Here is a 13,080-nt window from a genome sequence, read left to right on the forward strand (position 1 = left end):
GATGGAAGGCTGGCTCATGAGTATTCTTGGTTGAATCGTGTCTGGACGCGGCCCCGTATCGGGCCGAACGCAAAGCGGCCATAGTATACCGATGGGCGGTGGGTCTGCACGGGCTGGAGAGGTTGCCTGCTGACTAAAGGGCATTCTCGTCGCTGATTGGCGAGTTCCAACGACGGCGACGGGTTTGGAGGTGGTTGCGAAGGGGTATCGAAGGGAGGGCCCCTTGGCGTCCTGCCTCACGAGCGAAGGACGGCCGGGGCGAAGCGACATGGACGTCGCTTCGAGGTTCGCCGCGACAGGATGTCGCGTCGAACCGGCCCCTATCAGCCGGCCTTCGATCGTGAGGCCGGGAGCCTCGCCCCGAGGCTCCCCGGGTCCGCCGGACCAGGGCGCAGGGTGTCCTTCTTTTCGCCCCTTTTCTTGGACAAGCAAGAAAAGGGGCTCGCACGCCGGGCACCATGCCAGGCTCAGGATGCCAAGCGTTGATGGGCGGGCGAAACGACAGTCGTGGGCTTAAAGGATTGGTTGCTTCTCTTGGGGAGGTGTTCCGCATCTCGCGTTTCTAACGCCCTTTAACGCCGGGGTGTGTCGAAATTTCGATCCGAGTCGGTCGTCGAATCTAGGGGGCGTGGCAGGCCACGAGGTGCTTCGATAGGATGACTCGATAAACATGGCCTAATTCGACCGAGGAGTCCGACATCGAGGATGGGTTGATTGGATGGTTCAAGGGCGAGGGAGTGGATATGTCGAGGGACGAACGGGGCGCGCACGGCCTGCCGCAAGAGGCCCCTAGCTTTTGGATCGAAGCCATTGACTTTACGAGCGTGCCTCTTGCGGGTATGCGTTTGGAATCGGCTTGCTTCTGCGGCGTTTAGGGCGTCCATTTGCGTCCATTTATAGTAAGCGCACACAATCTACCAATACGGCGAGTTGAGAATGGCTGGATCATTTCGCATGTACAAACACATGTGGATAGAGAGGAAGCTCTCGGAATATGAGTTGCAGCGCTTATGCGGCGCGCTGGTCCACGACACCGCGTTTGACCAAGGGCTGAAGCCTTGGCAGTTTGTTAAGCCCATACCGGAGAGGCGCTTCAAGCTCGGCGTCGTCCCACAAGCCCCGATTATCAAGCTTGCCAAAAAAGAGCACGTCGACGCATTCTTCGATACCGGGTCACTGCAACTTGGCTCATTCGACTACTATAACGAATTCGATCACCCAGAAATCGGGGACAATCAAGAAGGCATCGTCACCCTTGTGGCCAAAACGCCTTTTGGAGTGATTGGAGGAAAGTACGGTTCTGGATACAGCCAGCGCATGTTATGCGCTTTCGTTGGAGACATAGACCTCAAGACCATGAGGCGGTTTGGTTACGATTCAGGATTTGTGATTACGAACCCGCGCGGCTTCTCCGAGGCCGTTGCAACCTCAATCGGCGCCACTTCCTCCACATTTGGCCGATGCCTTTACCGTCCGCATAAAGCCGTCCTTGGTTTTCCTGGAAAAACCGTAAATCGTCACGAGATCTCTCATCGTACCGCCGAGATCGTGAACGCGGGGAAGCACTTCATCAAGCCAGATCGATACTCGCACCAGAAGGAATTTCGTTTCTTATGGGACCAACCTTCGGATGTCACTGGAGCCATGATCTTTGACTGCTCGTCGGCTAGGAAATACTGCATCCCATTGCCGCAAAGTTGGTACTAACAATTCATTCAAGCCGAAGCCGTTTTGCGGCTCGGCTTAATTTAGGCGTTAAATCAGAGGAAATGCTCAGCGAGGTGCGTTCGGACGAACGCCCTGTCGTGAGAGGCCCTTACTCAACTTACAGAATGCACATCAGACAGCCTTCGATAGCTGCGCACCCACCCCCAACGTGCTACCGTTCCCCGCCTGACCCACGCCCTATACCCGTAAACACCACCATGAACATTCGCGAAGCCATTGCCCGTGCCGTGGACCGGCACGATCTGACCCGAGAGCAGATGCATGCGGTCATGCACCAGATCATGGCCGGGGAGGCCACGCCGATCCAGGTGGCCGGCTTCATGCTCGCGCTGCGCATGAAGGGCGAGACCGTCGACGAGATCACCGCTGCCGCCGAGGTGATGCGCGAGTTGGCGGTCGGCGTGCAGGTGGACGTGCCGCACCTGGTCGACATTGTCGGCACCGGCGGTGACGGCTCGGCATTGTTCAATGTTTCCACCGCCTCCAGCTTCGTGGTGGCGGCCGCCGGCGGGCACGTGGCCAAGCACGGCAACCGCTCGGTGACCAGCCGCTCGGGCAGTGCCGACATGCTCGAGACCGCGGGCGTGAACCTCGAGGTCGACAGCGATTGCGTCGCCCGCTGCGTGCGCGAGCTGGGCATCGGCTTCATGTTCGCCCCGCGCCATCACGGTTCCATGCGCCATGCCGCCGCGCCGCGCAAGGAGCTGGGGGTGCGCACGCTGTTCAACGTGCTTGGCCCGCTGACCAACCCGGCCGGCGCGCCGGCGATGCTGCTGGGTGTTTACAGCGACGAGTGGCTGGAGTCGCTGGCCGAGGTCATGCGCCGCCTGGGCGCGCGCCACGTGCTGGTGGTCCACAGCCACGACGGGCTCGACGAGATCTCGCTCGCCGAGGCGACCGAGGTGGCCGAGCTGGTCGACGGCGAGGTGCGCCGTTACCGGATCGAGCCGGAGGACTTCGGTATCGCGCGCCAGCCACTCGACGAGCTGATCGTCGACGGCCCGGAGCAGAGCGTGGCGCGAGTGCGGGCCGCGCTGGGCGGCGCGGCCGGGCCGGTGGCCGACATGATCGCGCTCAACGCCGGGGCGGCCATCTACGCCGCAGATCTGGCCGAGAGTCTTGGCGATGGCGTGGCGATGGCGCAGCGGCTGCTGGCCGACGGTCGCGGGCTGGACAAGCTCGATCAGCTGGTCGCGATGACCGCCGACTGCGCGAGCTAGGGACGCCGTTCTCCCGTCACGAACAAGCAACAGACTCCGCCCGATGAGCACGAAGACGATGACCGACACCCCCGACATCCTGAAGAAGATCATTGCCCGCAAGCGAGTGGAGGTGGCCGCCGGCCGGCAGCTGACTTCCGCGGCGGCGATCGAGGACCAGGCCCGGGCCGCCGACCCGGTCCGCGGCTTCGAGCGGGCCATCGAGTCGCGCGTGGCGGAGAAGCGCCCGGCGGTGATCGCCGAGATCAAGAAGGCCTCGCCCAGCCGCGGCGTACTGCGTGACCCCTTCGACCCGGTCGCCATCGCGCGCAGCTACCAGAAGGGCGGGGCGGCCTGCCTGTCGGTACTCACCGACCGCGACTTCTTCCAGGGCGACCCCGAGTACCTGAAGGCCGCGCGGGCAGCCTGCCGCTTGCCGGTGCTGCGCAAGGACTTCATGATCGACCCCTGGCAGGTCGACGAGGCGCGCGCCATGGGTGCCGACTGCATCCTGCTGATTGCCGCGGCACTGGACGACGACATGATGCGTGCGCTGCACGACCGGGCCCGTCACTGGGGCATGGACGTGCTGGTCGAGGTGCACGACCACGACGAGCTGCTGCGCGCATTGCAGCTGGATACCCGCCTGATCGGCATCAACAACCGGGACCTGCGCAGTTTCGACGTCAGCCTGGATACCACGCTGACCCTGCTGCACGACATCCCGGACGACCGCCTGGTGGTCACCGAGAGCGGCATCCTCGGCGCGGAGGACGTCCGCCGCATGCGCAGCCACGATGTGCATGCCTTCCTGGTGGGCGAGGCCTTCATGCGGGCCGAGGATCCCGGCGCGGCGCTGGCGGAACTGTTTGAACTGGGAGGGAGCGCATGAAAGCACGAGTGAAATGGGTCGACGGGATGGCCTTCATGGCTGAAGCCGACAGCGGGCACGCCATCGTCATGGACGGTGCACCGGAAATCGGTGGTCGCAACGCCGGCGCGCGGCCGATGGAAATGGTCCTGATGGGGCTGGGCGGCTGCACGGCGATCGACGTGATGATGATCCTGGGCAAGCAGCGCCAGCCGGTGGAAGACTGCTGGATCGAACTGTCCGCGGAGCGGGCGGACGTGAAGGCGCCCAAGGTGTTCACCACCATCCACACCCATTACGTGGTGGTGGGCAAGGGCCTCGATCCGGCCAAGGTCGAACGGGCGGTGAACCTGTCGGCCGAGAAGTACTGCTCGGTCTCGGCCATGCTGCGCGACTCCGTGGAACTGACGCACGATTTCGAGGTCCGTGAACCGGAGTCGTGATCGGTCGCTCGGTTGTCCGTAGTCATCCGGCGGGTGGCGGTTTACACTTCCGCCTTTCGAGGCGCCGGTGGCGGGGTCTCTTGTTCACAGGTATGAAAACGCCCGGCCCTGTATGGCCGGGCGCCTTGTTTTTACCAGGGGGTAATCATGGGTGAGTCGTCGGTCACCTTGCACGGGTTCAACAACCTCAGCAAGACGCTGAGCATGTCGATCTTCGACATCTGCTATGCCAAGACCCGTGCGCAGGTCAACGAGTACATCGCCTACATCGACGAGGTCTACGATGCCGACCGGCTGACCCAGATCCTCACCGACGTGACCGAGATGATCGGGGCCAACATCCTCAACGTCGCCCGGCAGGACTACGAGCCGCAGGGGGCATCGGTCACCATCCTCATCTCGGAGGAGCCGGTGATCGCCGAGGGCATCGACTACCACGAGGAGCCCGGCCCGCTGCCGGGCGACGGTGAGCCGGTCCGCGAGTCGGTGGTCGCCCACCTCGACAAGAGCCACATCACGGTGCACACCTACCCGGAGAGTCACCCGGAAAACGGTATCTCGACCTTCCGGGCCGACATCGACGTGTCCACCTGCGGGCGGATCTCCCCGCTACGGGCGCTCAACTACCTGATCCACAGCTTCGATTCGGACATCGTCACGCTCGACTACCGCGTGCGCGGCTTCACCCGCGACATCCACGGCAGAAAGCACTTCATCGATCACGAGATCAACTCGATCCAGAACTACATGTCCGGGGACACGCGCGAGCGCTACCAGATGATCGACGTGAACGTCTATCAGGAGAACATCTTCCACACCAAGATGCTTCTCAAGGACTTCGACCTCGACAACTACCTGTTCGGGCACGGCACCGACGACTACAGCCCGCAGGTCTGCGCCCGCATCGAGAAGGCGCTGAAGAAGGAGATGCACGAGATCTTCTACGGCCGCAACATGGCCGAACTGTAGAACGCGGTCAGTTCGACCCGTTGCGGCTCCGCTCGAACGCGGCGGCCAGCAGTTCCACCGGCTGGATCACCGGGACGTCCGTTCCACCGGCCAGGTGGGTGGCGCAGCCGACATTGGCGCTGACGACGAAGTCCGGCTGGAGATCGGCGATCGAGTCGATCTTCGGCGCGCGCAGGCTGCGCGCCTGTTCCGGGTAGAGCAGCACGTGCATGCCGGCCGCGCCGCAGCAGCGCTCGTTGCCGTCGATCTCGACGAGTTCCAGTCCCGGGATGCGCTCGAGCAGGGCGCGGGTCGCGCCGGGCTGGCCGAGGTGGTTGCGTTGGCTGCAGGGGGTGTGGACGGCGATCCGCCAGTTCGGCGTCTGCATTGCGGGCCAGTCGGCCGGATCGGTTTCCAGCAGCCATTCGGTGACTTCGCGAACGCGGATGTCGTGTTTCGATTCGAGTGCCGCCAGTTCGCTGCGGCATGCCGTGCCCAGCACCACCACGTCTCTCACGCCCGCGTCCAGGAAGGCGCGGGCGTTGCGGTCGCGCAGGGCTTCGGCCGGCCCGGGTTCTCCGCCGTGGGCATGCATCGCGCCGCAGCAGACCTGCTCCCGCGGAATGACCACCCGGTAGCCGAGTGCCGCGAGCACCTGCTCGGCGGCGCCGGCGGTGTTGGCGTTCATGGCCTCGCCGGTGCAGCCGATGAACAGGCCGATCGTTCCGCGCGTTGCCCCGTCACCCGCGCCGGCGGGGCGGGAAGACGTGGCGAGCGGGGCGGGTGGCCGCTTCGGCAGGGCGGCGCCGAGTCGCCCGGAAAGCCTGCGGGCCACCCCGCCCAGGCCAAGCGCATGCAGGGCCCGGTATCCCTGCCACGCGGCGCCCATGACGCGACGCCGGGCCAGCACCCCGTCCCGCAGCCAGCGGAACGGGCGGGCCAGGGCGCGGGGCTGCAATGCGGTTGCCGACTCGCGCGCCAGGCGCTCCCGGCCGGAATCGATCAGGCGGCCGAAGGCGACACCGGAGGGGCAGACCACCTCGCAGGCGCGGCAGGTCAGGCAGCCGTCGAGGTGGTCGCGGACGCTCTCGTCCACGGACAGTTCACCCTGGCTGACGCCCAGCAGAATACTTATGCGCCCGCGCGGGCCGTCGGCCTCGTTTTCCGTGATAGAGAAGGTGGGGCAGTGCGGGACGCAGATGCCGCACATGACGCAGTCGAGCGCGTCGTCACGAATGGCGGCGTCGAGTTCGGGGAGCTGTCTGGGGCTGTCGGCGGGCATGTCGGGCAGATTGCAGCGGCGGACGGGAATGGTCAAGCCGCGTCACGGGGGTGCCTGCGAGGCGGGCCGGATAAAATTGGCATGACCTGCATAAAAAGGGTTGCACGACCCGCCCCATTAGTATATCTTGATACTGTGAATTGCTTATCCTCCTTTGGTGGTTCTTGTTGTTGCCGGCGCTTGCCGGCATTTTTTTTGTCTGTCGATTTTGCACGGCGGGCGTTTGGCCCTTGAAGGAAGAGTAGGGAAGGGTAGGAAGAGTGCGCTTCCTGCACGTCTCTCCGGGGGCAGGCGAACAATCGTTTCGTGTTACGGCGACAAGGCTATATACTGCCGCATCGCTTTTTCCGGCCGATCGAGAAATCGGCCTTGCGGGGCGCGTTGCCTTCGGGTAGACTTCGCGCCCTCTTGAAATCAATGTATCGCTTCTGGTTTGGGAGCTGTCGATCCATGAAAACCTATTCCGCCAAGCCGGCCGAGGTCAAACGCGACTGGTACGTCATCGATGCATCCGGCAAAACGCTGGGTCGCCTGGCTACCGAGGTCGCCCGCCGCCTGCGTGGCAAGCACAAGGCCGAGTTCACCCCGCACGTCGATACCGGTGACTACATCGTTATCGTCAATGCGAAGGACATCAAGGTCACGGGCAAGAAGGCCAGTGACAAGATGTATCACTTCCATACCGGGTTCATCGGCAACATGAAGCACTTCACCTTCGAGAAGCTCATCGAGCGCTCCCCCGAGCGTGTCATCGAGCTGGCGGTGAAAGGCATGCTGCCGAAGAACGCTCTCGGTCGCCAGATGTATCGCAAGCTCAAGGTCTACGCGGGCTCCGAGCACAATCATCAGGCACAGCAGCCCCAGCCGCTCGAGATCTAAGAGAGACTAGCCATGGCAATGACACAGAATTACGGAACCGGCCGTCGCAAGACTTCCGCTGCGCGCGTCTTCCTGCGCCCGGGCACCGGCAAGATCACGATCAACGGCAAGTCCCTCGAGGACTTCTTCGGTCGCGAGACCGCGCAGATGGTCGTCCGTCAGCCGCTGGAGCTTCTCGAAGTGGGTGACAAGTTCGACGTGGTCGCCACGGTGGCCGGCGGTGGTCCGAGCGGCCAGGCCGGTGCCGTCCGCCACGGCCTGACCCGTGCGCTGATGGACTATGACGAAGCACACCGTCCGAAGCTGCGTGAAGCCGGCTTCGTCACGCGTGACGCCCGTCAGGTCGAGCGCAAGAAGGTCGGCCTGCGCAAGGCGCGTCGTTCGGTACAGTTCTCCAAGCGCTGATCCGGAACGACACCCCGGCCAGTCCGGGAGGCCAGACGAAACCCCGCCTCAGGCGGGGTTTTTCCGTTTGTAGGCGGGGTGCAGCGTCACCGTTCCGTTCGTCTTTTCAACGCATGGGAAGAATGGTGGCAATGCCGTGGCGGCGGCGAGCCGGATGGGGTGGTCCGGCGATCATCTGGCGGGATGAGTGTTCACCGTGGCCGTGACGGGAGTCCATTTCCTGCGGGCATCACCGGCCGGGCTTGGCGCACTAGGGGGTGTTCCTGCGGACTCGCGCGACACGGATGGGAATGCATCAGTCGATCGCTGCCCGCGACGGAGACGAGAGCGTTATTGGCGGGAGCGGGAGGTGGTGAGTTCGGGTGGTCAGGCGGAGGCTTGCCTGGGGAGTGGCGGGGCCAAGGAAGTGCCCCCGGCCGTCCACCCGTGCATCAGGAATCGGGGCGGTTGGCCTCCCGGGTGCTCTCCAGGATGCGCTCGGCGTCTGCCTTTTCCTTGTCCAGCCCCAGCTTGTCGTAGGCCTCGACCAGGATTTCCAGCGCCGGGATCGTCGAGGTCGAGCCGTCGTACTTTTCCAGTGCGCGCTGAGCCCGGTTGGCGGCTGCCAGCCAGGCGCCACGCCGCATGTAGTAGTCGGCCACGTGCACTTCGTGCTTCGCGAGTTCGTTGCGAACTTCGATCAGCCGGCGGCTGGCGTCGTCGACGTACTGGCTGTCCGGATACTGCTGTACCAGACGGGCAAACGAGCGATAGGCGGCCTCGAGCACGGACTGGTCTCGCTTGGAGAGGTCCGGCGGGGCGATGCGGTTGATCAGCGAGTCGCCGCGTCCCATGTTGGCCAGGCCCTTGAGATACAGGGCGTAGGGCACATTCTCTCCACGCGGGTGGAGTTGCATGTAGCGGTCGGCTGCCGCGATCGCCGAATCCGGCTCGTCGTACTTGTAGTAGGCGTAGGCGACTTCGATCTGGGCCTGCTCGGTGTAGGCGCCGAACGGGTAGCGACCCTCGAGGGTCTCGTACTTCTTGATGGCCGTCTCGTAGTCGCCGCGATTCATGGCGCTGCTGGCATCGTCGTAGAGCTCGGCTGCGGAGGCGGTCGGATCACCCAGTTCGACGGTATCGTCGTCTCCCTTCGAGAACCAGGAGCAGCCGCTGGCGAAAACGACCATCCCGGCGAGCAAGGTGGCTCCTGCGATCTGCCTGGCAGGGAAACGGCGGCGTGCCGGGCGGTTACGGTCGCGATGCTGGGTCATGGTGTCGGAGTCGGTGCCCGCTGGGTTCAAGTGATGGATGGACCGCCCTGCAAGCCTTGCGCTGATGCGTTGATGGGGCGGGTGTTAACGGCTAATCTTCGCAGATAAGATCTGAAAAACCAACCGACTGCGCGGCGGGGTCAAACCCGTCTTTTTATTGCCCGGTCAGCCGGCCGTCGCGCGGCACCGGACCATGGTCGGGAGACCCGTATAAAACGCATGGAAATAGACCGCACATCAATCGTCCCCGTGGAGCATGCCGGCATGCGCCTCGACCAGGTGGCATCCCGCTGCTGGCCGGAATTCTCGCGCAACCGTCTGCAGGGGTGGATCAAGGAAGGACGGCTGACCATCGACGGCCGGAAGGCGCGGCCGAGGGATGTCGTGCTCGGTGGCGAGACACTGGAACTGACGGCGGAGCTCGAGCAGCAGAGCGAGGACCGGCCGCAGGAGATTCCGCTGGACATTGTCTACGAGGACGAGCACCTGCTGGTGGTCAACAAGCCCGTGGACATGGTCGTGCATCCCGGTGCCGGCAATCCGGATGGTACGCTGGTCAACGCGTTGCTCCATCACGACCCGGATCTGGCCCTGCTGCCGAGGGCCGGGGTGATCCACCGGCTGGACAAGCAGACCAGCGGCCTGCTGGTGGTTGGCAAGACCCAGGCGGCCTACCAGACACTGGTGGCCGATCTTGCCGAACGTCGCATCGGCCGCGAGTACGATGCGATCGTGGTGGGGCACGTGATCGCCGGCGGTACGGTGGATGCTCCCATCGGCCGGCACGCCCGGGACCGGCAGCGTCAGGCCGTGGTGCCGCAGGGCAAGCCGGCAGTGAGTCATTACCGGGTGGTCGAGCAGTTCGGTGAGCACACCTGGCTGCGCGTGCGTCTGGAGACGGGGCGCACGCATCAGATTCGCGTGCACATGGCCCATATCCGTCATCCCATCGTGGGGGATCCGGTCTACGGTGGCCGGCCGCGCCTGCCCAAGGGGGCGGACGACTATCTCGTGGAACTGCTGCGCGGTTTCGGGCGTCAGGCGCTGCACGCCCGGCGACTGACGCTCCGGCACCCCGAGACCGGCGAGACATTGACGTTCAACGCGCCCCTGCCGCCGGATATGGAAGAATTGATCGAGGAGCTGCGCGACTACCGCGACGGCTTTGACGAAGGAGAGGCTGAGGTTATCTATGTCCGGGACATCGACTGACAATCCCCGTTTCATCGAGGCTACCTGGCCGACCCCCCAGGGGGTGCATGCCGGCGTGAGCACCCGGGTCGGCGGGGCCAGCCCCGAACCCTTCGACGGCTTCAACATGGCCCAGCACGTCGGGGACGATGCGGCAGCGGTCGAGGCCAACCGTCGGGAGCTGCAGGCGCTGCTCGATCTGCCCGAGTCGCCGCGCTGGTTGGAGCAGACGCACGGTACCACCGTGGTGGGGCCGGAGGTCCCGATCGGCGCGGAGGCCGATGCGGCGTTCACGGATCGTCCGGGGACGGTGCTGGCGGTACTGACCGCCGACTGCCTGTCGGTGACCCTGGCCAGCCACGACGGTCGCGAGATCGCCGTCGCCCATGCCGGCTGGCGCGGCCTGGCCGGCGGCATCCTCGAGCGAACGGTCGACCGTTTCTCCGTCGCCGGCGATGAACTGATGGCGTGGCTGGGTCCGGCGATCGGCCCGGCGCACTATGTCGTTGGCGAGGAGGTGCGCGAGGCCTTCATGCGCGACTACCCCGCCGACGCCTCGGCCTTTCGGGGCGCGTCCGCTCAGGGCAAGTATCACGCCGACCTGTTCGCGCTGGCACGCGCACGCTTGCGGCGGCAGGGCATCAGCCGTGTCTACGGGGGTGAGCGTTGTACCTTCACCCAGTCGGACCTGTTCTACTCCTACCGCCGGGACGAGGGTCGGACGGGCCGCATGGCGACCGTGATCTGGCGCGACTGAGGAACGTCCGGCCGGTAGTCCGGTCTCCAGATACGGTGGAAAACGACAACAACGAGGATTGATCACGATGGCACAACCCTGGCTTCTGCTTACCCTTGTCGGCGCCGACCGGCCGGGCATTGTCGCCCACGTCACCCGCGTGCTGTTCGGCGTTGGGGCCGAGCTCGGCGAGACGGCCATGATGCGACTGGGCAACCAGTTCGCGATCATGATGATGGTGCGGAACGCGGGCAATCCGGAGGAGGTCGCCGGCCTGCTGGAATCGACGCGCGCCGAATTCGGTCTCAAGCTGCACGTCGACCGCATCGATGCCTCGTTGCACCAGCACCGGGAGCCGGACGTCTCCGTCACGGTGCACAGTGCCGATCGCAGCGGCATCGTCGCCGACGTCACGGCGGCACTGCTCGAGGCGGGCATGAACATCCTCGACCTGCGCTCCGACGTGGGTGGCTCGGAAGACAAGCCGATCTACATCATGCAGATCGATGGCGAGACCAGTGACGGCATCGAGGCGATCGAGCGCAGCGTGGCGCATTTCGCCGACCAGGGCCTGACCGTTCGCGTGACGCCATTGCAGACGATGCGGGGCTGACACGTGGAATCCTTGCCGATCCTGACCTATCCCGACGAGCGCCTAAAGACGGTCTGCGAACCGGTCGAGCAGTTCGATGCCGAGTTGCGGGAATTCGTAGAGCATCTGCAGCACACGGCCGATCAGGGTCCGTCGGCGGTGGGAATCGCCGCACCCCAGGTCGGTCGCATGCAGCGGCTGTGCATCGTGGACGCCACCCGCGCCAAGCGCCCGGTGGAGAACAATGGCCCCCTGGTGCTCATCAATCCCGAGATTACCAACTGGAAGGGCTTCGCCGTGGGTCGCGAGGGCTGTCTCTCGATCCCCGACTACACGGGCAAGGTGATCCGCGCCGAGTCGATCGAGCTGGTTGCGCAGGACGTGGAGGGCCGCGAGGTCCGCTTCACCATGAAAGGCTTCGAGGCGCGCATCGCGCAGCACGAGCTCGACCACCTCGACGGCATTCTCTTTCTCGATCGTCTAGTCTCCCGCCACGCCGACCTGCGCGAGCGCTGATCCGGACAAGGCCTCCGGCCTCGGTCGGTCTCGCCACCGACGGTCGGTATCACCCGATCCTGACTCAGGGGGGGCGAATGGGGCTGGCGCTGATCATTCTCGCCGCCTTTCTCTGGGGCGTGTCCGGCGGTATTGCCGCCATGCTGATGGAGAGAGGCTGGGACCCGTTGGTCGTGTCCTTCTATCGAGGGGCGATCGGGTTTCTCTGCTTCGCCGCCTGGTGGCTGGCGCGATTCGCGACGATTCCCCGCCCGGACCGGACGACGGTTCTCTGGGCCGCGCTCGCCGGCCTTGGGGTCGCCGGCAATTTCACCTTCTATTTCCTCAGCATCTCGCACGCCAACGTCGCCGTGGCGGTAACCCTCATGTATACCGCCCCGATCTATGTCTATCTGATCTCGCTGGCCACGGGCGTGGTGCGCCTGACCCCTGGGTTCGTGGTGGCGATTGCCTCGATACTGGTGGGCGTGGCGCTGCTGACCCAGCTTGTCGGCGGTGATCGCCTGAGCGGGCTCACGCTTGCCGGTGTCGCGGCGGGGATCGCCGCCGGCATGTCCTACGCGGTGTTCCTGTTCGGCTTCAGGAACGCGGCGATCCGCGCGTCGCCCGTGGTAGCGCTGGGGATCGCCTTTCTGATTTTCCTGTTGGTGCTGGCGCCGATCGTCGACCACCGCGAGGTCGCGGCCGCGCCGTTGTCCGACGATGTCCACCTGTTCGTGCTGCTCGGCCTTTTCGGTGCCGGTCTGTCGTTCCTGTTCTATGTGCTCGGTCTCAAGCGCGCCTCGGCGGTCGCCGTCTCGCTGGTGGCCGCGGTCGAACCGGTTACCGCCGCGCTCTTCGGTCTCGTCGTGCTCGGTCAGACGCTCGCGCCGGGTCAATGGCTTGGCATGGTCGTGATCCTTGCCACCGTCACCGCACTGGGTGTGCGGCGGCGATCGGTATGAGCCGAGGTTGGATGGAGTGGCTGTTATCGAATCGTGATCCGGTCGACATGTGATGGTCATCGTCCGCGGGGATAAAGAGATTTCACGTTGTCG

Annotated in this window: 14 protein-coding genes; 12 read left to right on the plus strand and 2 right to left on the minus strand. The window is 64.7% G+C overall.

Annotation, left to right across the window (positions count from 1 at the left end; translation table 11 throughout):
- The first annotated feature begins 954 nt into the window (after positions 1–954).
- From ACESL5_RS05060 to speD, 5 genes are all read left to right on the plus strand, one after another.
- Entirely contained in the window at positions 955–1,707 is a 753-nt protein-coding gene (locus tag ACESL5_RS05060) for a hypothetical protein (protein WP_372591699.1), read from the plus strand.
- Between the two features lie 218 nt (positions 1,708–1,925).
- Positions 1,926–2,948 (plus strand): anthranilate phosphoribosyltransferase, encoded by a 1,023-nt coding sequence (trpD, locus tag ACESL5_RS05065; protein ID WP_372591700.1) that lies wholly within the window; start codon positions 1,926–1,928, stop codon positions 2,946–2,948.
- 58 nt (positions 2,949–3,006) lie between these two features.
- Positions 3,007–3,819 carry an indole-3-glycerol phosphate synthase TrpC gene (trpC, locus tag ACESL5_RS05070; RefSeq protein ID WP_372591728.1) on the plus strand — a complete coding sequence of 271 codons (813 nt, stop codon included), beginning with the start codon at positions 3,007–3,009 and terminating at the stop codon, positions 3,817–3,819.
- Complete coding sequence (locus ACESL5_RS05075; protein WP_372591701.1) at positions 3,816–4,241, plus strand: OsmC family protein; 426 nt, start codon at positions 3,816–3,818, stop codon at positions 4,239–4,241. Before trpC ends, ACESL5_RS05075 begins: the two co-directional genes overlap by 4 nt.
- 147 nt (positions 4,242–4,388) lie before the next feature.
- Positions 4,389–5,210, plus strand: a complete 822-nt coding sequence (gene speD, locus ACESL5_RS05080) for an adenosylmethionine decarboxylase (RefSeq protein ID WP_372591702.1) — start codon at positions 4,389–4,391, stop codon at positions 5,208–5,210.
- A gap of 7 nt (positions 5,211–5,217) precedes the next feature.
- Here the strand turns inward: speD and ACESL5_RS05085 are convergent, their stop codons facing one another.
- Positions 5,218–6,507 carry a (Fe-S)-binding protein gene (locus ACESL5_RS05085; RefSeq protein WP_372591703.1) on the minus strand — a complete coding sequence of 430 codons (1,290 nt, stop codon included), beginning with the start codon at positions 6,505–6,507 and terminating at the stop codon, positions 5,218–5,220.
- Between the two features lie 414 nt (positions 6,508–6,921).
- Here ACESL5_RS05085 and rplM point away from each other — a divergent pair, with 414 nt between their 5' ends.
- Positions 6,922–7,350: a 50S ribosomal protein L13 gene (rplM, locus tag ACESL5_RS05090; protein ID WP_372591704.1), complete on the plus strand. Its 429-nt coding sequence runs from the start codon at positions 6,922–6,924 to the stop codon at positions 7,348–7,350.
- Between the two features lie 12 nt (positions 7,351–7,362).
- Positions 7,363–7,755 (plus strand): 30S ribosomal protein S9, encoded by a 393-nt coding sequence (gene rpsI / locus ACESL5_RS05095; protein ID WP_372591705.1) that lies wholly within the window; start codon positions 7,363–7,365, stop codon positions 7,753–7,755.
- 431 nt (positions 7,756–8,186) lie between these two features.
- Here the strand turns inward: rpsI and ACESL5_RS05100 are convergent, their stop codons facing one another.
- On the minus strand, positions 8,187–9,008 hold the full coding sequence (locus tag ACESL5_RS05100; RefSeq protein WP_372591706.1) for an outer membrane protein assembly factor BamD: 822 nt from the start codon (positions 9,006–9,008) through the stop codon (positions 8,187–8,189).
- A gap of 219 nt (positions 9,009–9,227) precedes the next feature.
- On the opposite strand from ACESL5_RS05100, the gene rluD reads away from it, so the two are divergent.
- The 5 genes from rluD to ACESL5_RS05125 all read left to right on the plus strand — a co-directional run bounded on the left by rluD (position 9,228) and on the right by ACESL5_RS05125 (position 12,987).
- Entirely contained in the window at positions 9,228–10,220 is a 993-nt protein-coding gene (gene rluD / locus ACESL5_RS05105; protein WP_372591707.1) for a 23S rRNA pseudouridine(1911/1915/1917) synthase RluD, read from the plus strand.
- Positions 10,201–10,956 carry a peptidoglycan editing factor PgeF gene (gene pgeF / locus ACESL5_RS05110; protein ID WP_372591708.1) on the plus strand — a complete coding sequence of 252 codons (756 nt, stop codon included), beginning with the start codon at positions 10,201–10,203 and terminating at the stop codon, positions 10,954–10,956. The genes rluD and pgeF overlap by 20 nt, the downstream gene beginning before the upstream one ends.
- Positions 10,957–11,023: 67 nt before the next feature.
- Positions 11,024–11,548, plus strand: a complete 525-nt coding sequence (locus ACESL5_RS05115; RefSeq protein ID WP_372591709.1) for a glycine cleavage system protein R — start codon at positions 11,024–11,026, stop codon at positions 11,546–11,548.
- A 3-nt stretch (positions 11,549–11,551) separates the two neighbouring features.
- A complete protein-coding gene (gene def, locus ACESL5_RS05120; protein ID WP_372591710.1) occupies positions 11,552–12,043 on the plus strand; it encodes a peptide deformylase in 492 nt (163 codons plus the stop codon).
- Positions 12,044–12,120: 77 nt separating this feature from the next.
- Positions 12,121–12,987, plus strand: a complete 867-nt coding sequence (locus ACESL5_RS05125; RefSeq protein ID WP_372591711.1) for a DMT family transporter — start codon at positions 12,121–12,123, stop codon at positions 12,985–12,987.
- Positions 12,988–13,080: the final 93 nt, after the last annotated feature.

The sequence above is a fragment of the Guyparkeria sp. genome (assembly GCF_041687595.1).
In the GTDB taxonomy this organism is placed as follows: Bacteria; Pseudomonadota; Gammaproteobacteria; order Halothiobacillales; family Halothiobacillaceae; genus Guyparkeria.

Coding starts and splice junctions, on each gene's coding strand:
- trpC (WP_372591728.1), top strand. CDS start 3,007: ATGACCGACACCCCCGACATCCTGAAGAAGATCATTGCCCGCAAGCGA.
- ACESL5_RS05100 (WP_372591706.1), bottom strand. CDS start 9,008: ATGACCCAGCATCGCGACCGTAACCGCCCGGCACGCCGCCGTTTCCCT.
- ACESL5_RS05125 (WP_372591711.1), top strand. CDS start 12,121: ATGGGGCTGGCGCTGATCATTCTCGCCGCCTTTCTCTGGGGCGTGTCC.
- trpD (WP_372591700.1), top strand. CDS start 1,926: ATGAACATTCGCGAAGCCATTGCCCGTGCCGTGGACCGGCACGATCTG.
- ACESL5_RS05060 (WP_372591699.1), top strand. CDS start 955: ATGTACAAACACATGTGGATAGAGAGGAAGCTCTCGGAATATGAGTTG.
- pgeF (WP_372591708.1), top strand. CDS start 10,201: ATGTCCGGGACATCGACTGACAATCCCCGTTTCATCGAGGCTACCTGG.
- speD (WP_372591702.1), top strand. CDS start 4,389: ATGGGTGAGTCGTCGGTCACCTTGCACGGGTTCAACAACCTCAGCAAG.
- rplM (WP_372591704.1), top strand. CDS start 6,922: ATGAAAACCTATTCCGCCAAGCCGGCCGAGGTCAAACGCGACTGGTAC.
- ACESL5_RS05075 (WP_372591701.1), top strand. CDS start 3,816: ATGAAAGCACGAGTGAAATGGGTCGACGGGATGGCCTTCATGGCTGAA.
- rluD (WP_372591707.1), top strand. CDS start 9,228: ATGGAAATAGACCGCACATCAATCGTCCCCGTGGAGCATGCCGGCATG.
- rpsI (WP_372591705.1), top strand. CDS start 7,363: ATGGCAATGACACAGAATTACGGAACCGGCCGTCGCAAGACTTCCGCT.
- ACESL5_RS05115 (WP_372591709.1), top strand. CDS start 11,024: ATGGCACAACCCTGGCTTCTGCTTACCCTTGTCGGCGCCGACCGGCCG.